At 53.7% G+C, this 17,788-nt stretch carries 12 protein-coding genes; 8 read left to right on the top strand and 4 right to left on the bottom strand.

Features of this window, described 5'->3' with window-relative positions; all coding sequences use genetic code 11:
• The first annotated feature begins 111 nt into the window (after positions 1-111).
• From AB9F29_RS03560 to AB9F29_RS03550, 3 genes are read left to right on the top strand one after another with little or no spacing between them, the layout of a single operon-like run.
• A complete protein-coding gene (locus tag AB9F29_RS03560) occupies positions 112-1,950 on the top strand; it encodes an ABC transporter ATP-binding protein (RefSeq protein ID WP_369754613.1) in 1,839 nt (612 codons plus the stop codon).
• A gap of 35 nt (positions 1,951-1,985) precedes the next feature.
• Positions 1,986-3,149, top strand: a complete 1,164-nt coding sequence (argE, locus tag AB9F29_RS03555; RefSeq protein WP_369754612.1) for an acetylornithine deacetylase — start codon at positions 1,986-1,988, stop codon at positions 3,147-3,149.
• A 3-nt stretch (positions 3,150-3,152) separates the two neighbouring features.
• Positions 3,153-4,313 carry a M20 aminoacylase family protein gene (locus AB9F29_RS03550; protein WP_369754611.1) on the top strand — a complete coding sequence of 387 codons (1,161 nt, stop codon included), beginning with the start codon at positions 3,153-3,155 and terminating at the stop codon, positions 4,311-4,313.
• Between the two features lie 87 nt (positions 4,314-4,400).
• Here the strand turns inward: AB9F29_RS03550 and moaA are convergent, their stop codons facing one another.
• Complete coding sequence (gene moaA, locus AB9F29_RS03545; RefSeq protein ID WP_369754610.1) at positions 4,401-5,405, bottom strand: GTP 3',8-cyclase MoaA; 1,005 nt, start codon at positions 5,403-5,405, stop codon at positions 4,401-4,403.
• Between the two features lie 2,594 nt (positions 5,406-7,999).
• Between moaA and AB9F29_RS03540 the strand changes: the two genes are divergently transcribed.
• Complete coding sequence (locus AB9F29_RS03540) at positions 8,000-9,625, top strand: AMP-binding protein (RefSeq protein ID WP_369754609.1); 1,626 nt, start codon at positions 8,000-8,002, stop codon at positions 9,623-9,625.
• Here the strand turns inward: AB9F29_RS03540 and AB9F29_RS03535 are convergent.
• The 3 genes from AB9F29_RS03535 to glmU are packed head-to-tail and all read right to left on the bottom strand — an operon-like array spanning position 9,622 to position 13,531.
• Positions 9,622-10,368 carry a DNA alkylation repair protein gene (locus AB9F29_RS03535; RefSeq protein ID WP_369754608.1) on the bottom strand — a complete coding sequence of 249 codons (747 nt, stop codon included), beginning with the start codon at positions 10,366-10,368 and terminating at the stop codon, positions 9,622-9,624. The genes AB9F29_RS03540 and AB9F29_RS03535 overlap by 4 nt on opposite strands.
• Complete coding sequence (gene glmS, locus AB9F29_RS03530) at positions 10,365-12,179, bottom strand: glutamine--fructose-6-phosphate transaminase (isomerizing) (RefSeq protein WP_369754607.1); 1,815 nt, start codon at positions 12,177-12,179, stop codon at positions 10,365-10,367. Before glmS ends, AB9F29_RS03535 begins: the two co-directional genes overlap by 4 nt.
• A complete protein-coding gene (glmU, locus tag AB9F29_RS03525) occupies positions 12,179-13,531 on the bottom strand; it encodes a bifunctional UDP-N-acetylglucosamine diphosphorylase/glucosamine-1-phosphate N-acetyltransferase GlmU (protein WP_369754606.1) in 1,353 nt (450 codons plus the stop codon). Before glmU ends, glmS begins: the two co-directional genes overlap by 1 nt.
• A gap of 120 nt (positions 13,532-13,651) precedes the next feature.
• On the opposite strand from glmU, the gene AB9F29_RS03520 reads away from it, so the two are divergent.
• The 4 genes from AB9F29_RS03520 to AB9F29_RS03505 all read left to right on the top strand — a co-directional run bounded on the left by AB9F29_RS03520 (position 13,652) and on the right by AB9F29_RS03505 (position 17,728).
• A complete protein-coding gene (locus tag AB9F29_RS03520; protein WP_369754605.1) occupies positions 13,652-14,332 on the top strand; it encodes an HAD-IA family hydrolase in 681 nt (226 codons plus the stop codon).
• 68 nt (positions 14,333-14,400) lie between these two features.
• Positions 14,401-15,564, top strand: a complete 1,164-nt coding sequence (locus tag AB9F29_RS03515; RefSeq protein ID WP_369754604.1) for an isovaleryl-CoA dehydrogenase — start codon at positions 14,401-14,403, stop codon at positions 15,562-15,564.
• Positions 15,565-15,589: 25 nt separating this feature from the next.
• Entirely contained in the window at positions 15,590-16,093 is a 504-nt protein-coding gene (locus AB9F29_RS03510) for a lysozyme inhibitor LprI family protein (protein WP_369754603.1), read from the top strand.
• A 30-nt stretch (positions 16,094-16,123) separates the two neighbouring features.
• Positions 16,124-17,728 (top strand): carboxyl transferase domain-containing protein, encoded by a 1,605-nt coding sequence (locus AB9F29_RS03505; RefSeq protein ID WP_369754602.1) that lies wholly within the window; start codon positions 16,124-16,126, stop codon positions 17,726-17,728.
• Positions 17,729-17,788: the final 60 nt, after the last annotated feature.

Below are 17,788 nucleotides of genomic sequence, written 5' to 3'. Positions count from 1 at the left end.
GGCATTGTTGCAGGATTATTTGCCGAAAACTTTCTAAACGGAAAGGGGTTTGACTTTGCTCCCACGCGAAGATTAGCGTTGGGGGCATCAAAAACAAAGAAAAGCAAAGCCATGCTGGATCAGCCATTAATCGACATTAAGAACCTCCGCGTAGAGTTTGAAACTAATAGCGGAATCGTTATTGGGGTTGAGGATATTTCTTTCACAATTAACCCCGGAGAGACCCTCTGTGTAGTAGGCGAATCGGGATCGGGAAAATCGGTTTCATCGCTTTCGATTATGCGATTGGTTGAATTTGGCGGTGGCGATATCGCCGGCGGCTCGATGGTTTTTGATCGGGGTGCCAAGGGTAAAATCGATCTCGCGTCTATTGATGCCAACGATATGCGCAGCATTCGCGGCAACGAAATTGGGATGATTTTCCAAGAGCCAATGACCTCCCTAAACCCGGTCTTTACGGTCGGGCGGCAGTTGACCGAAGGTTTGGTTCTCCACAAAAAGATGTCCAAATCCCAAGCCCGAACGCGCGCCATCGAATTACTGCGAGATGTGCGCATTCCGGAGCCTGAAAACCGCTTGGATCAATACCCGCATGAGCTTTCTGGCGGCATGCGGCAACGGGTTGTCATTGCGATGGCGATGGCCTGCGAGCCGCGCTTGCTTATCTGTGACGAGCCCACGACCGCGCTCGATGTGACTATTCAAGCTGAGATTTTGGCGCTTATCGATCGGCTAAAGCGTGAGCACGGAACCGCGGTTTTGTTCATCACCCATGACATGGCCGTCGTCGCGCAAATGGCGGACCGTGTGATCGTGATGTATCGTGGAAACATGATGGAAGAGGGCACCGTCGAGCAAATCTTCGAAGCCCCAAAGCATGATTACACCAAAGCCCTCTTGGCCGCCGTGCCAAGGCTGGGTGAAATGGATGGGAAACCCGCCCCTGAGCCAATGCGCATTATGGGCGACGAAGAAAAATACGCCGCCGTTGTTGCCAAGGCAAAAGCCAAACATGCTGCGGCCCCAAAGGACGTCAAACCGCTTCTGACCGTCAAAAACCTCACCACGCGTTTCCCCGTCAAGAAGGGTTTGATGCGCCGCACCGTGGCCAATGTGCACGCAGTAGAAGACGTTTCGTTCACCCTCAATCCGGGTGAAACGCTTTCGCTTGTTGGTGAGAGTGGGTGTGGAAAATCTTCCTGTGGCCGCTCGATTTTACGACTGGTGGAACCCCTGAGTGGCGAAGTGGATTTGGACGGCGTCGATATTCTTGGCCTCAACACCAAGGATTTGCGTAAGGCCCGTCGGGATATGCAGATGGTGTTCCAAGACCCGTTTGCCTCCCTCAATCCACAGGTGCGCTTGATTGATCAGGTCGCCGAGCCGATGCGCAATTTCAATCTCGCATCAGGGAGTGAGTTGACCGACCGTGTCGCAAGCCTTTTTGATCGTGTGGAATTGCCGCGCAGCTTCCTAAAACGTTTCCCGCATGAGCTTTCGGGCGGCCAACGCCAACGCATCGCCATCGCGCGTGCCCTTGCGTTGAATCCCAAACTTGTGATCGCAGACGAGGCGGTGTCCGCGTTGGACGTGTCAGTGCAGGCGCAAGTCCTCAATCTGTTGATGGAATTGCAAGCCGACCTCGGCATCGCGATGCTATTCATCAGCCACGATATGGCCGTTGTCGAGCGTGTTAGCCATAACACGGCCGTCATGTATTTGGGGCGTATCGTCGAGATTGGATCGCGCCAAGAAGTGTTTCAAAATCCACAACACAGCTACACCCAGTCCCTTATGTCTGCGGTGCCTGTGGCGGATCCACGGCGTAGAAAAATCAGTTCGGATGTCTCCTTTAAGCCCATTCCTTCGCCCATTTTCCCGAAGGATTATCAGCCAGAGCCTTCGACCTATACTGAAGTATCAAAAGGACATTTTGTCCTTAATTCATAATAATTTACCTTAAGACCTTAAGGTAAGGAGTTAACATGGGTATATCCCTCACTACCAGAGAGATCCTTGAAAAACTGGTGAGTTTTAACACCGTCAGCGATCGGTCGAACTTGCCGCTGGTTGAATGGGTTGAAACCTATTTGAACAGTCACGGCGTTGAGTCTTTTCGCGTCTATAATGAGACCGGCGAGAAGGCCTCGCTCTTTGCGAATGTCGGCCCAATGGTGGCGGGCGGAGTGATCCTTTCGGGGCATACCGACGTTGTGCCCGTAGCGGGCCAAGCATGGCATACTGACCCGTTTGAAGTGGTCGAAAAAGACGGCAAACTTTACGGGCGTGGCACTGCGGATATGAAGGGGTTTGACGCCCTCGCGCTTTGGGCGGTTCCGCATGCGCTGGCGGCGGGTATCAAGCGCCCGTTGCAAATTGCCTTGTCCTATGACGAGGAAATCGGCTGTATTGGGGCCCCGCCGATGATTGCGGCGATGGCGTCCCTTCCCAAGGCGCAGGCAGCGATTATTGGCGAGCCGTCGAGTATGAAAACGGTCACCAGTCATAAGGGCGGTATCGGGTTTAAAATCCATGTGCGCGGGTTTGAAGTGCACAGCTCCCTTATCCACACAGGTGTGTCCGCAATCATGTTTGGTGCTGACTTGATCCAATGGGCCAGTGCTGTGAATGCAAAGCACGCCGAGACAGAGCCCAGCCCCTTGGCCGCAGAATTTGATCCGCCCTATACGACGGCGCACGTTGGAAAAATTTCTGGCGGCACGGCCCATAATATCACCGCCAAAGATTGCTATTTCGACATCTCCTTTCGGGTTGTCCCGGGCGAGGCGACAGGAATGTGGGAAGAGCGTTTGCGGGCGAAGGTTTCAGAGATTGAGGCTGAAATGCAGGCCATCCACTCCGAAACCGGCATTGATATTTCTCCCGATTTTGGCGTTCCTCCTTTGGCGCCTGAGGTGAATGGTGCCGCCGAAACTCTCGTCCGTACTTTAACGGGGGACAACGCCACGCATGCGGTTTCTTATGCCACAGAAGCTGGGCAATTTCAGGAGGGTGGCCATTCGGCGGTTGTCTGTGGGCCCGGCGATATTGCACAGGCGCATCAACCAAACGAATTTTTAGAAATCCGTCAACTAGAGGCCGGAGAAGCCTTTATGAGACGACTTATTACACATCTCGCACAGGATTAAGATATGCCCGTAAAGAACCGTTTTTCCGAACTTTTATCCGAAATTACAGAATGGCGTCGTGACTTTCACACGCACCCTGAAATCCTGTTTGAAACGCACAGAACCTCGGCGCGCGTTGCCGAACTTCTGCGGGAATTTGGTTGTGATGAAGTTGTCGAAGGCATTGGCCGCACCGGTGTTGTTGGGGTAATCAGGGGCAAGTCCGACACCAAAAATAAGGTCATTGGCCTGCGTGCTGATATGGATGCCTTACCGATCCTTGAGGATACTGGGGTGGAATACGCCAGCCAAACTCCCGGTGCGATGCACGCTTGTGGCCATGATGGGCATACGGCGATGTTGCTTGGCGCGGCGAAATACCTGTGCGAAACCCGCAATTTTAACGGCACAACAATCGTTATTTTCCAACCCGCAGAAGAAGGCGGCGGTGGTGGGCGCGAGATGTGTGAAGACGGCATGATGGACCGCTGGAACATCCAAGAGGTCTATGGCATGCACAATTGGCCCGGCCATGCGCTTGGAAGTTTTGCCATCCGTCCAGGCGCGTTTTTTGCGGCCACCGACCAGTTCGAAATTTTCGTAGAGGGCAAGGGCGGCCACGCGGCCAAGCCGCAGGAAGTTGTGGACACCACCGTACTCGCCAGCCAAATCGTGCTCTCGCTGCAAACCATCGCCAGCCGCAATGTGGATCCTGTGGAGCAGGTTGTGGTTTCGGTGACCAGCTTTGAAACGGAGAGTAAGGCCTTCAATGTAATCCCACAGAAGGTGCACCTTAAAGGCACAGTTCGTACGCTTTCCAAAGACGTGCGCGATTTGGCAGAAGAACGCATCAAAGCGATTGCGCCTCTGACGGCTCAAGCTTTGGGCGGGACAGCCGAAGTGAACTACATGCGCGGTTATCCTGTGATGGTGAACCACGAGGTCGAAACAGAATACGCGGTCAAAGCCGCCGAGAAAGTCTCTGGGGCTTGTGCTGATGCGCCGTTGGTCATGGGCGGCGAAGATTTCGCCTTCATGCTCGAAGAACGCCCCGGCGCGTATATTTTGATGGGCAATGGCGACACGGCAGCCGTGCACCACCCGAAATACAATTTCGACGACAACGCGATTCCTGCGGGATGTAGCTGGTGGGTTGAAATGGCAGAAAGCCGTATGCCCGTTTAAATCTATCGCAAAAATACAATAAAGGCCGGCCACGACAAAAACGTTGGGCCGGCCTTTTTCAATCTAAGTGGCGCAGAAAACGGGGGGTTATCCGCCTGTGTGGCTCATGTGGCGGGTCATTTGGCCGCCGAGCTTTTGGCGCGAATAGTCAAAGTCATGGCCTTTGGGTTTAAGCGCAATTGCCTCGCGAATGGCTTGCAAAAGGCCATCGTCGCTTTCACTGGCACGCAGGGGCGCACGCAAGTCGGATTTGCCCTCTTGGCCAAGGCAGGTGTAAATTTCGCCCGTACAAGTGACGCGCACGCGGTTGCAGCTTTCACAGAAATTATGGCTTAGGGGCGTGATGAAACCAACCCGTTGCCGCGTTTCGCCAATCCGCACATACCGCGCGGGGCCGCCTGTGCGATCGGGCAAATCGGCCAATGTATATTTCGTTGCCAGCGTGGAGCGCAGCTCCTCCAGCGACCAGAATTGGCCGATCCGTTCCAGTTCGCCGATGTCGCCCATCGGCATGACCTCAATAAAGGTCAAATCCATGTCGCGCGCGGCGCAAAACTCGGTGAGGGTAAACAATTCATTCTCGTTGAACCCCTTGAGGGCCACGGTGTTGAGTTTGACCTTTAGCCCCGCGTTAAGCGCGGCCTCAATCCCCTCAAGCACTTGGTTTAAGCGCCCCCAGCGGGTGACCTCAGCAAATTTTTCTTCATTCAATGTGTCGAGTGAGACATTGATCCGCTTAACCCCATATCCGGCCAATTCCTGCGCGTATTTGGACAATTGTGAGCCGTTTGTGGTGAGGGTAAGCTCGTCCAACGCACCACTTTTCAGGTGGCGTGACATGGACTCAAAGTAGCTCATGATACCACGCCGCACCAAAGGTTCACCGCCAGTGATGCGCAATTTACGCACCCCAAGGCCGATGAAGGCCGAGGACAAGCGATCCAATTCCTCAAGAGTTAGAAGCTCTTTTTTAGGGAGGAAATTCATCACTTCGGACATGCAGTAGACACACCTAAAATCACAGCGGTCTGTTACGGACAGACGCAAATATGTGATCGGGCGCAAGAAGGGGTCAATAAGGGGATCAGTCATGTGGCGAGCCTATGCCCGTGCCGAACAGGGAGCAAGTCACAATCGAGTAATTTCAATTTGAAGCAGTCCCAAGCTTCCAAATCGCGTCTAACATGGATTGCGATTGGCGCTCCAACAAGTTTCCGTTCCATTTGATCCTCAGGTAAAGTGCTAAAGGTCTGATAATGTCGGCAATACCGTTTGGATAGGACTAGCTGTAAATGTGATGAAAATCGTATAAAGTGCTTGAAGGGGTGCGCAATGGCAAACCTGCATAGCAAATCAAATCGATCGCGTTTGGCGCGAAGAGCTACGCCGCATTAACCAACTGTTGCCAAAGGGGGGGGCTGTTGGCTGGCGCTGGTGCGGGTTCGAATTGCTGGGGTCTTCCTCGTAAAACAGCGCGATTCTGCGACGGGAAAAGTCTCCACGCAAGGCATTGGCACGGCAGATGATTTGCCAAACGTCGGAACCATGACGTGGGTTGGCGCTCCTTCTAAAGCTCAATCGGTAGCAGCTTCTTTGTAAGGAATTATAACCTACTTGACGGTTGGCAATGCTTGTCAGGGTTGGGTTGAAATGAAGATTGAGCGTCCCGAAATCTTGACGCCTAAGAAAATCTCGCAATTCAGAAGTGATGCCACTGTGATCTCTGGGGCTTTGGGGTCGATACATGTCTTGCTGATATAACACAGGGGCTAGTTGAAGAATGGTTCACCCTCACGTTTATACGAACAGATTTCCCTCTGGGTATTCTTCCATTTATCTTACACCAAAAACCGTCAAGAATTATTGAACTCAAGGCAACACAGTTTGCTTCAATTGATTGTCCGAATTCCGTACCGCCGATAGAGGACAGTCGAATGTTCACATCATTTAGCCTACCGTTTTCTCTTGCTTTGTAAGCGTCACTCGCTTGACCTTCGTTATAATTGTCTGGGGCGTTTTGCCGAAAAGATTTATTTTTTGCAGCTATTTTTTTCCAATAAGGCGGTGGTGATCTGAGAACAATTTGAGTTACGCCTTTGAGCGACTCTAAGTTCCTGTGGTGCTCTAAAAACGCGTTGAAATGCTGTTTTTTGAATCGAAAAAGAGGGAGATGTTACAAAGAAACGGCTTCGCATCGAGAAATGGATAGAATTCGAACATTGCACCATCTTCTTCAATCCTCTCAACCAAGCCCGAACCAAAAGAGGCCTGTTAGGGCCTCCAAGGTGGGCTGCACCAAAAATTGGCACTACCCGGATTCCCCTGAATCAACGTGCAAGGAGTCTTTCGCGGCCGTGTTGGGAATAGGGGGAGAGAGTTTTCGGTGGGTTGATGAATACCCGCCACCTGTGAGCACGAAAAAGAGACCCGTCGTGGCTAAAAGTACAAAGCAGGCTGCAAGAAAATCTGGGTGCCGAGGCATTCGTCAACTATCCCATTAAAAACGACGGACTAGAACTACATACCCTGCCAATGTGCACTCATTGAAGAAATAGGAATTCTGGCAAAACATAGGGGCATTTTCAGAAAAGAATAAAACTGCCCCGATCCGGAAACTGGCCCACCTTGCGGCGAATACCTGCAATCTGCTCCTAATGTCGAAATCTACGCCCCGCCGTTTTAGTCAAAATCCATGGATTTGGATTAGTGCCGCAAGCAGGTGTTTTATCATGTCAAAACTTTCGAGTAGCATTATGAAATTATGCCTAAGGAAAAGCAGAAGACGATATGGGAACGTTAAAAACGGCCCTGAAAGCTGTAGGTCAGCGCATTGGATAAGGTTCGGAAACCAACCTGAGAAACTTAGGTGATTGGGCATCTGAAATCGTCGCCGCGTTGGTGGATGATTTAGGCGTCGTATTCACGGCTTCGCCCTTTGGCTAGCCTTACTTTTTTGGTTTGTTTCTGCGATGCTAATTGCGACTTTGGCGCTAATACTCGAGGGGGAGGACGGGTCTAGTGATCCTGTATGGTTGATTATCCCTACGATTGTCGACTGCGGTTTCTGTTCTTTCGGTATCCGCAGATCGTTGAACTATTATCTGAATATTAGTTCAATTAATCTGAAGCTTTTACTTGATCGAACCTCCATGAATGCGGATCATAGCTGTTCCCCGATGCCAGAACACCAAGTGCTAAAGCCGCAGTACTTTCCATCGGCGTTACGCGCCAAATTCAGCTAGTGCCCGTGACCGAAAACAGCGGAAGAGAGTGATCGTTCAGCAGTTTTACTCCGCACTGTGCGGACCATTTATCCCACGCGCTGGCGATGCTGATTTCAGTCTTTGCCTTGTTGCCAATGTTGCCCTTGAGTGGGGGGAATATCTCAACGGTGAAGTCAACGGCATTACAAAAAAACGCTCAGGGGCACCTGGGGCAGCGACAAGAGCGCCGCGCATTTCAATTTCTGTTAATCGCATATTCAATTTCTCCTATTTGAGGGATGCGAATCATAATATGGCATAGGTGACTGACAGGACGGGCAGCCTCACCGTTACCTATTTTTGGATAAGTTCCTTTTATTTGAGACACCCCAGAAATTGTTGTGACAAAATATGGACAAAGGCAGGTAGAGTTATTTTATTACAATTACTTAGTTTGAATAAGCTCTGCCTTGGGAGGGGTGCATGTCTCGACAATTGATTGATGTGACCGGCAATGCGGTGCCAAGTTGGAACGAACTGCGCGAAGCGTTCCGTTGGGATATCCCGCAGGACCTCAATATTGCAGAGGCCTGTTGTGACAGTTGGGCGCGCTCGCACCCTGACAAAGTGGCCGTCATTCATGTTGCCGAGGATGGCAGCGAAGAGCGCTGGACTTATGACGGTTTGATGCGCGCCTCCAACCGTTTGGCAGGGGCGTTTGCGGTGCAGGGTGTTACGCGGGGGGATCGGGTTGCGGTTCTTTTGCCCCAAGGCCCCGCCGTTTTACTCGCCCATTTTGCAGCTTACAAATTGGGAGCGGTTGTCCTGCCACTTTTTACGTTGTTTGGCGAAGATGCCCTGACATACCGGTTGCAGGATAGCGGTGCGAGGGTGGTGGTCACCGACGGGGAGAATATTGAGAAGATTGCGAAAATAAAGGACGGTTTGCCGGACTTGAAAACGGTTTACTCAACCGAAGCGGCAATTGGGGATGTGCGGTCCCTTTGGGAGGAAATCAACGCAAATGACGACGCGTTCGACTGCGAGATGACCCATCCAGAAACACCCGCAGTCTTGATCTATACCTCGGGAACAACCGGCGATCCCAAAGGGGTTTTGCACGGACACGGGTTCCTTTACGGACATCTCCCATCGATTGAATTACACCACCAAGGCTTCCCGATCGAAGGCGATTGTGGCTGGACACCCGCCGATTGGGCGTGGATCGGCGGGTTGATGGATATGGCGATGCCGTGTCTGTTTTACGGTGTGCCGCTGATCAGTCGTCGCATGCGCAAATTTGACCCCGTTGAGGCCTACGCGCTGATCGCCCGCTACCAAATTCGCAATCTCTTTATGCCGCCCACAGCGCTTAAATTGATGCGTGGAACCCCCGTTCCAGAAGGGGTGAATATTCGCACCATTAGCTCAGGCGGGGAAAGTTTAGGGGCGGATTTGCTGATGTGGGCTGAGAAAACACTGGGGGCTCCCGTCAACGAGTTGTACGGGCAAACGGAATGCAATTTGGTGGTCTGTTCGGCCAAGTCGTTCGACACACATCGCCCCGGATCGATGGGGCGCGCCGTGCCGGGGCATATAGTTGCGGTGATCGACGCTGACGGAAATGTTGTCCCTGCGGGGGAAATTGGCGAAATCGCGATCCACGCGCCCGATCCCGCAATGTTTTTGCGCTATTGGAATAAACCCGAGGAAACGGCCGCGAAATTCACGGGTGATTGGCTGCGAACGGGCGATCTGGGGTCCTGCGACGCGGAGGGATTTTTCCGTTTTTCATCGCGTGACGACGATGTGATCACATCCGCAGGCTATCGTATCGGACCCAGTGAAATCGAGAATTGTTTGACGTCGCATCCGTTTGTGGCCATGGCCGCCGTGATCGGTTTACCTGACGCGCTGCGCACGGAAGTCGTGACGGCTTATGTCGTCTTGAGGGAAGGGGCAATTTGGGACGGGCTTGAGGAGGAGTTGATCGCCCTTGTGAAAGCACGCATCAGCCCGCACGTCGCGCCAAAATCCGTAACCGCCATCGACTCCATGCCGATGACAGCCACAGGTAAAATCATGCGCCGCGCCCTGCGAAACCGCTAGTTTTCGGAAAACCCCTCCGAAAACGTTGGGGCTTCGACTTCTGGGGTGGGGTGTGGAACCGTGTAATCCTTCATGTGCCGCGTGGCTTCTTTTTGGGCGAAGGGTTTGAGGCGTGGACCAAATTCGTTCAAAAATGCCTGTGCGCGCGGCGCGTCGTGTTTGGAAAGATCGCGAATCCACCACGAAATCGCCTTTTGGATGAACCATTCCTTGTCGTCGACCATCCGCGCGGCCCATGCCAAAACGCGTTCGCGTGTGGCGATGTCGTCGGGTTTCGGGAAGTTTTGTTTGGTCCAAGGTAGTGTGATCACAAGCGCAGCACGTCGGGTCCACATATGATCTGAGTCGATCCATGTCTCGACCTCATCAAGGCGCGAAGGGTCGGCGACCACCCGTTTTTGGCCCGCTATACAGGCATGATCCGCAATGGCCCATGCGTCAAAATCTGGCACCCAACTCGTGATGAGATCCCATGCTTCCTCGTCGGGGCGCAAACGCGCTTGGGTCAGGAGTTTTGCCGCCGCGATCCGCGCCTCGTGGCAATCTGTGGCCCATAATGCGCGTGCCAATTCAACGCGTTGCGGCACGTCAAGTTCGGCGCGCCATGTTGCGACACATGCGTCAACCTCTGGGTTTGATACCCCAAGATACTTGCGGTCTGCCTTGTGATAGGCGCGCAACTGGAGGGCCTGTATTTCACTTCCTGTCGCCGCAAGCGCGGCCATCGCCGTTTCAATATTCATTCTACAGTCACCGATTTTGCAAGGTTGCGGGGTTGGTCGACGTCAGTGCCTTTGGCAATCGCGGTGTAATAGGCCAAAAGCTGTGCGGGAAGTGCGTACAGGATGGGCGCAAAAACGGGGTCGACTTCGGGCATGGTGAGTGTTTCCCAAACCCCTTGTCCCGCCTGGGCAATCCCCTTGGCATCCGAAATCAGCAGGACTTTTCCGCCGCGCGCCATAACCTCCTGCATATTGGAAACGGTTTTCTCAAAAAGGGCGTCCCGTGGGGCCATCACCACCACCGGAACCTTGTTGTCGATCAGGGCAATAGGGCCGTGTTTCAGCTCTCCACTGGCATAGCCTTCGGCGTGGATATAACTCAATTCTTTGAGCTTGAGCGCCCCTTCAAGGGCAAGCGGGAACATCGCGCCACGCCCAAGGAAAAGCACGTCTTCTGCTTTTGCAATCTTGCGCGCGATCTTCTTGACGTCGCTGCTGATCGCCAAGGAATGGCTGATGAGGCTTGGGATTTTCTTGAGATTTTCAAGATGTTTAGCCGCCGTTCCTACGTCGATTCCGCCGCGTTGTTGGGCCGCTTTGAGGGTCAGTAAACTAAGGAGGGAGAGTTGGCAGGTAAACGCTTTAGTCGATGCAACCGACACTTCAACGCCCGCCAGAATGGGCAGCGCGAGGTCACTGTCACGGGCCATCGAACTCTCTGTGACGTTCACAACCGAGAGGATCATGTCGGCCTTGCCTTTGGCGTAATGGAGGGCCGCCAAAGTGTCGGCCGTCTCACCTGATTGACTCACGAAAATGGCCAATGTACGGGCGGGGATGGGGGGCTCGCGGTAGCGGAATTCGCTGGCGACATCCACTTCGACAGGGATACGGGCGATTTGTTCAAACCAGTATTTCGCCGTTAGGCACGCGAGGTACGCCGTACCGCAGGCGACCATGGTGATGCGGTCAAACTTGGTGAAATCAAGCGCCTCGGGCAGGGTGATTTCGCCATTTTGCACATAGTGGGTCATGGCTTCTGCTAGAACGATGGGCTGTTCGGCGATTTCTTTGGCCATGAAGTGTTTGTGGCCGGCTTTTTCGATGCGTGTCGCGTCGAGGTGAACGGTCTTGATCGGGCGGCTAACGGGAGCGCCATCGGCCCCAAATATTTTGGCACCAGCGCGGGTGACGATCGCGTGGTCGCCGTCTTCAAGGTAGGTGATTTGGTCTGTCATTGGGGCAAGCGCGATTGCGTCCGAGCCGATGAACATTTCACCGTCGCCATGACCAATCGCCAATGGCGAGCCTTTGCGCGCAGCGATCAACAGGTCGCCTTGGCCCTCAAAGAGGAAGCAAAGACCAAAGGCCCCTTCGAGGCGGCCAATTGTGGATTTGGCCGCGGTGATCGCGTCCATGCCACCGTCCATATAAGACTGGGTAAGCAGGGCGATTGTTTCGGTGTCTGTCTCGCTGTCAAAGCGATAACCTGCGTCGGATAACTCGCGGCGAAGCTCTTGAAAGTTCTCGACAATTCCGTTGTGAACAACGCAAACGGGGCCAGCTTTATGCGGGTGGGCATTGCCCACCGTTGGCGCGCCGTGGGTGGCCCAGCGGGTGTGGCCAATGCCTGCTTTTCCGGCCAGTGGTTCGTGCACAAGGAGGTCTGAAAGATTGACAAGTTTGCCAACAGCGCGACGTCGATCCAGAACCCCATTGTCAACGGTTGCGATGCCCGCGCTGTCATAGCCGCGATATTCAAGCCGTTTGAGGGCTTCGACCAAAAGAGGGGCAACTTCGTGATGCCCGAGAACACCAATTATTCCACACATTATTTTTTACCTGCCGATTTTTTAGCTTTGATTGCCACTAAGCGAGAGAAAAGTTTCTCCGCGAGGCCGAGTTTATTAACTTGTTTGGCGCGTCCGATTGCGAGGGCTTCGGCGGGCACGTCTGTCGTGATGACCGACCCGCTGGCTGTCATTGCCCGATTGCCAACACTCACGGGGGCCACGAGCATAGTTGACGAGCCGATGAAAACATCGTTGCCGATTTCAGTCCGATGTTTCATGACGCCGTCGTAATTGCAAGTGACGGTGCCCGCGCCAAGGTTGCTGCGCAAGCCCACGGACGCATCGCCGACATAGGACAGGTGATTGACTTTGGCCCCTTCGGCGATGGTTGCGTTTTTGATTTCGACGAAATTTCCAATGCGCACATCTTCGGATATTTCTGCTCCGGGGCGCAGACGCGCATAGGGACCGATAATCGCACCACGGCTCACGTGACACCCTTCAAGATGACTAAAAGCGCGGATTAGCGCGCCGGATTCAATCGTCACTTCGGGGCCGAAAACCACATTCTGCTCAATGACCGCGTCGCGGCCAATGAAGGTATCGCTGGCGAAAAAGACGGTTTCAGGGGCGAGCAGGGTGACGCCGTTTTCCAACGCTTCTGCGCGTTTCATCGATTGGAAAATGCCTTCCGCACGGGCCAGTTCGGCGCGGGTATTGATGCCAAGGGTTTCGGATTCATCGCAGGTAACGAAGCCTGCGGAGAGGCCGCGTTCACGTCCAATGGCAACCACATCGGGGAGATAATATTCCCCTGCCGCATTGTCATTTTTAACGGCGTCCAGAAGATCGAAAAGTACTTTAGAGTCGGCGGCAATGACGCCGCTATTACAAAGTGTTACCGCCCGTTCTTCAGGTGTTGCGTCCTTGAATTCGACGATGCGCTCTAACGTAGAACCTTCCGTGATCAAGCGCCCATAGCGGCCAGCATCCGCAGCTTCAAACCCAAGCACGACAACCGCATGATCCTTGCGGGCCTCCGCGAGTTTTTCCAGTGTTTTTGGCGAAATAAACGGGGTGTCGCCATAGAGGACGAGGGCGTCGCCGTCAAAGTCCGACAACGCGTCACGCGCTTGTAATACGGCGTGGCCGGTCCCTAGTTGCTCCTCCTGCAAAACAACATCCACAACGCCAAGCGATAATGCTTCTGCGCGCACCAATTCTGCCTCATGGCCCGCAACAACAACACAGCGTTGGGGCATCAAGGCGTCTGCTGAGCCCATCGCATGCGCTAGCAAGCTTGTTCCCGCAATCTTATGGAGAACTTTAGGCAAGTCCGAATTCATGCGGCTGCCTTGTCCGGCGGCCAGAATAATGAGGGCTGTTGGCATTTTGGTTCTTTTCTGTTGTGCTTTGTGCAAGTCTTGGCCTGTTCATAACTCTATGGTCGAGTAGGGCAAGGGAATTGGTTTCAATATATCTTGCAGCTTATTACAAGGATGGGCGACAAATTGCCAAATGATTATAAAAAATGCGTGGTTTTCGATCTTGATGGGACGTTGGCGGACACCAGTGCCGATCTGATTGCAGCGGCAAATTCCTGCTTTCGTGGCCTAGGGTTTGGCGATGTTTTGGACCCCGTTGCGGATTCCCTCACAGCGTTTCACGGTGGGCGCGCGATGTTGCGCCTTGGTTTTGAGCGCTTGCAACATGAGGGGTTCGACGCGGCGATTGATGTGCAATATCCAGTTCTTCTGGAAGCTTACAGGCAGGATATTGATACGCATACCACCCTTTATGAGGGCGCAATGGAAGCCGTAGAACTTTTGAAATCAGGCGGTTGTGCAGTGTCGATTTGCACAAATAAACCCGAAGGTTTGGCGCAATCCCTGCTGGAACGTATGGGCATTCGCGGCGCATTTGATGCCCTTATCGGAGCGGACACATTGCCAACGCGCAAACCCGATGTCGCGCCATATCACGCCGCCGTTGTGCGGGCGGGCGGGGTTGTTGAGCGCTCGATTTTGATCGGCGACACCATCACAGATCGTGATACCGCGCGCGCCGCTGGGGTGCCCATTGTGCTTGTTGGCTTTGGCCCATCGGGGGATGCGGTGTCGTCGTTGGAGCCAGATGCGATTTTGGAGCATTACGTTGATTTGCCCAATTTGGTTGATCGTTTGATTGCTTAGCGCGCGCTTGACGCGACTCGTATTCTTTGATTAACTGAACAAGTGTTCAATAAATTTCGGAGAGAGCTATGTTCACCGCGACGATGCAGTTTGATTTAGGCGAAGATGTAAATGCGTTGCGCGACATGGTGCACCGTTGGGCGCAGGATCGGGTCAAGCCATTGGCCGCGCAGGTCGACGCGAAAAATGAATTCCCCGCCGAATTGTGGACGGAAATGGGCGAGCTTGGCTTGTTGGGCATCACGGTCCCCGAAGAGTTTGGCGGCGCGGATATGGGATATTTGGCCCATGTCATCGCGATTGAGGAAATCGCCCGCGCCAGCGCCAGCGTTAGCCTGTCTTATGGGGCGCATTCCAACCTGTGTGTGAACCAAATCAATTTGAACGGTACGCCGGAACAGCGGGCAAAATACCTCCCTAAGTTGATCTCGGGCGAACATGTCGGCGCCTTGGCGATGTCGGAAGCGGGGGCGGGCTCTGATGTTGTGTCGATGTCGCTGCGGGCCGAGAAAAAGAACGGCTATTATTCATTGAATGGCACGAAGTTCTGGATCACGAATGGCCCCGATGCGGACACGCTTGTGGTCTATGCCAAGACCGATCCTGAGGCTGGAAGTCGCGGTGTGACGGCCCTTATTATCGAGAAAACCATGGTTGGTTTCTCGACCTCCGAGCATTTCGATAAGCTGGGCATGCGGGGCAGTAATACAGCGGAATTGATTTTCGAAAACGTCGAAGTTCCGTTCGAAAACGTTCTTGGCGAAGAGGGGCGCGGAGTACGCGTTTTGATGAGTGGTCTGGACTATGAACGTGTGGTGCTTTCGGGGATCAACACGGGCATCATGGCCGCCTGTCTGGACGAGGTCATGCCCTATATTTCTCAGCGCAAACAATTCGGTAAGCCCGTCGGTGATTTCCAGCTTATGCAGGGGAAAATCGCTGATATGTACACCAAAATGAACTCGTCGCGTGCCTATGTTTACGAAGTCGCGAAGGCCTGTGATCGCGGGCAAGTTACCCGTCAGGACGCGGCCGGATGTGTGCTGTATTCCTCGGAGGAAGCGATGGTCGTGGCCCACCAAGCCGTGCAGGCGATGGGCGGGACTGGCTTTATGAATGAAAGCACTGTGAGCCGACTTTTCCGCGACGCAAAATTGATGGAAATCGGTGCAGGCACCAGCGAAATCCGTCGTATGTTAATAGGTCGTGAAATGATGGCGTCTATGACTTAGGTTCAAATTTCCTGAAAGGCATCTTATGAACCGTTTATTTTCCGTTATTGCATCTCTTGTGACACTCTTCATTGCTGGGGGCGCACAGGCGCAAGACATTAAATTCAGCCCTGATTTGTCGCTCAGTTGCTATTATGAAAGCGATGCTATGGGCCAACCCCACGGCTGTATTGGCCTCTCGGCAAACCAATGTATGGAAGTCTCGTCTGGTGGGTATTCCACTCGCGGAATGGACGCGTGTTTCGGGGCTGAAATCGAATTATGGGACGGATTGTTGAACCTTTCTTACCAATCATTGCGGGAAAGTGATCAACAGGCCGATGGGGCTTCTGGCGGCACGCGGGCCACTGCTTTGCGCGACATGCAGCGCGCTTGGATCGTTTTTCGGGACAATACTTGCAAGTATGAATACGCTCAATGGGCAGGGGGCAGCGGCGCAGGCCCTGCATATGCGGCCTGTGTGATGAATATGACCGGCCAGCAAGCCATGGCGCTCGATGTCATGCTCTCGCAAAATTTGGCGCAATAACAGGCCTTTAGTGGCCAAAACGAGGATCCGATGAAGTTAAACAGTTTAGTTCTTCCTAACTCCGAGGCTTCCTTGGCCAACCGTGCGGCCCATCTTGAGGCGCTGGAGGTTATCCGTTTGGCGGCGGCAAAAGCTGAGGCCGGGGGCGGGGAGAAATCCCGCGCCCGCCATCTCTCGCGTGGTAAAATGCTACCTCGTGAGCGGGTGGCCAATCTCCTTGATCCTGGGAGTCCGTTTCTTGAGGTCGGCGCGACGGCGGCCCATGGGTTATACGATGGCGCGGCGCCCTGTGCTGGGGTGATTGCGGGGGTCGGGCAGGTGATGGGCCAAGACGTGATGGTTGTGTGCAATGACGCGACAGTCAAAGGCGGTACCTATTATCCGATGACGGTGAAGAAGCATTTGCGGGCACAGGAGATCGCGGCGGAGTGTCGTTTGCCCTGTGTTTACTTGGTGGATTCCGGCGGGGCGAACCTGCCCAATCAGGATGAGGTGTTTCCTGATCGGGATCACTTTGGGCGGATTTTCTATAATCAGGCGCGGATGAGTGCCGCGGGTATTCCGCAAATCGCGGTTGTTATGGGGTCTTGTACGGCGGGCGGGGCGTACGTTCCTGCGATGGCGGATGTTAGTATTATCGTTAAAGATCAAGGGACTATCTTCCTTGCGGGGCCACCTTTGGTGAAGGCGGCAACGGGTGAGATTGTGTCGGCAGAAGATTTGGGCGGCGGCGATGTGCACACGCGCCTTTCGGGGGTGGCCGACTATTTGGCCGAGGATGATGCCCATGCGCTGGCGCTGGCACGGCAAGCGGTTGGCAATTTGAATATGCGGTTGCCCGACACCGTGAAATGGCAAACGCCAGAAGAGCCTGCCTATGATCCGGAGGAATTGCTGTCGGTTGTGCCCGCTGACTTGCGCACGCCCTATGACATTCGCGAAGTGATCGCGCGGGTTGTGGACGGCAGTCGGTTTGATGAATTCAAGGCGCGCTTTGGCGAGACTTTGGTGACGGGTTTTGCCCATCTCAAGGGCTGTCCCGTCGGGATTATTGCCAACAATGGTGTGTTGTTTTCGGAAGCGGCACAGAAGGGTGCGCATTTTGTCGAACTGTGTTCAAAACGTAATATCCCCTTGATTTTCCTACAGAATATCACTGGGTTTATGGTTGGGCAGAAGTACGAGAACGAGGGGATTGCCCGCCACGGGGCGAAACTTGTGACGGCTGTGGCGACCACGAACGTACCTAAAGTCACGATGGTTGTGGGCGGCAGTTTTGGCGCGGGAAATTACGGCATGTCGGGGCGGGCCTATCAGCCGCGCTTTATGTGGAGTTGGCCCAATAGCCGGATTTCCGTGATGGGCGGGCCACAAGCTGCGGGGGTTTTGGCCACGGTAAAACGCGATGCGATTGAGCGGGCGGGCGGGGAATGGAGTGCGCAGGAAGAGGCGGATTTCAAACAGCCGACGATTGATATGTTTGAGGCGCAAAGCCATCCGCTTTATGCCTCTGCGCGGCTTTGGGATGACGGAATTATCGACCCGCGCAAAACCCGCGACGTGTTGTTTTTGAGTTTGAAGGCGGCGTTGAACGCGCCGATTGAAGAGACCCGTTTTGGCATTTTCCGCATGTAATTTTAAACTTTTTAAACTCTGACACAGTCGGTTTTTAAAAAGTTTAAAGTTTTATTTTAG

Origin of the sequence: Falsihalocynthiibacter sp. S25ZX9, assembly GCF_041205405.1 — a bacterium.
In the GTDB taxonomy this organism is placed as follows: domain Bacteria; phylum Pseudomonadota; class Alphaproteobacteria; order Rhodobacterales; family Rhodobacteraceae; genus Falsihalocynthiibacter; species Falsihalocynthiibacter arcticus.
This window is presented reverse-complemented; position numbering and strand designations above follow the sequence as displayed.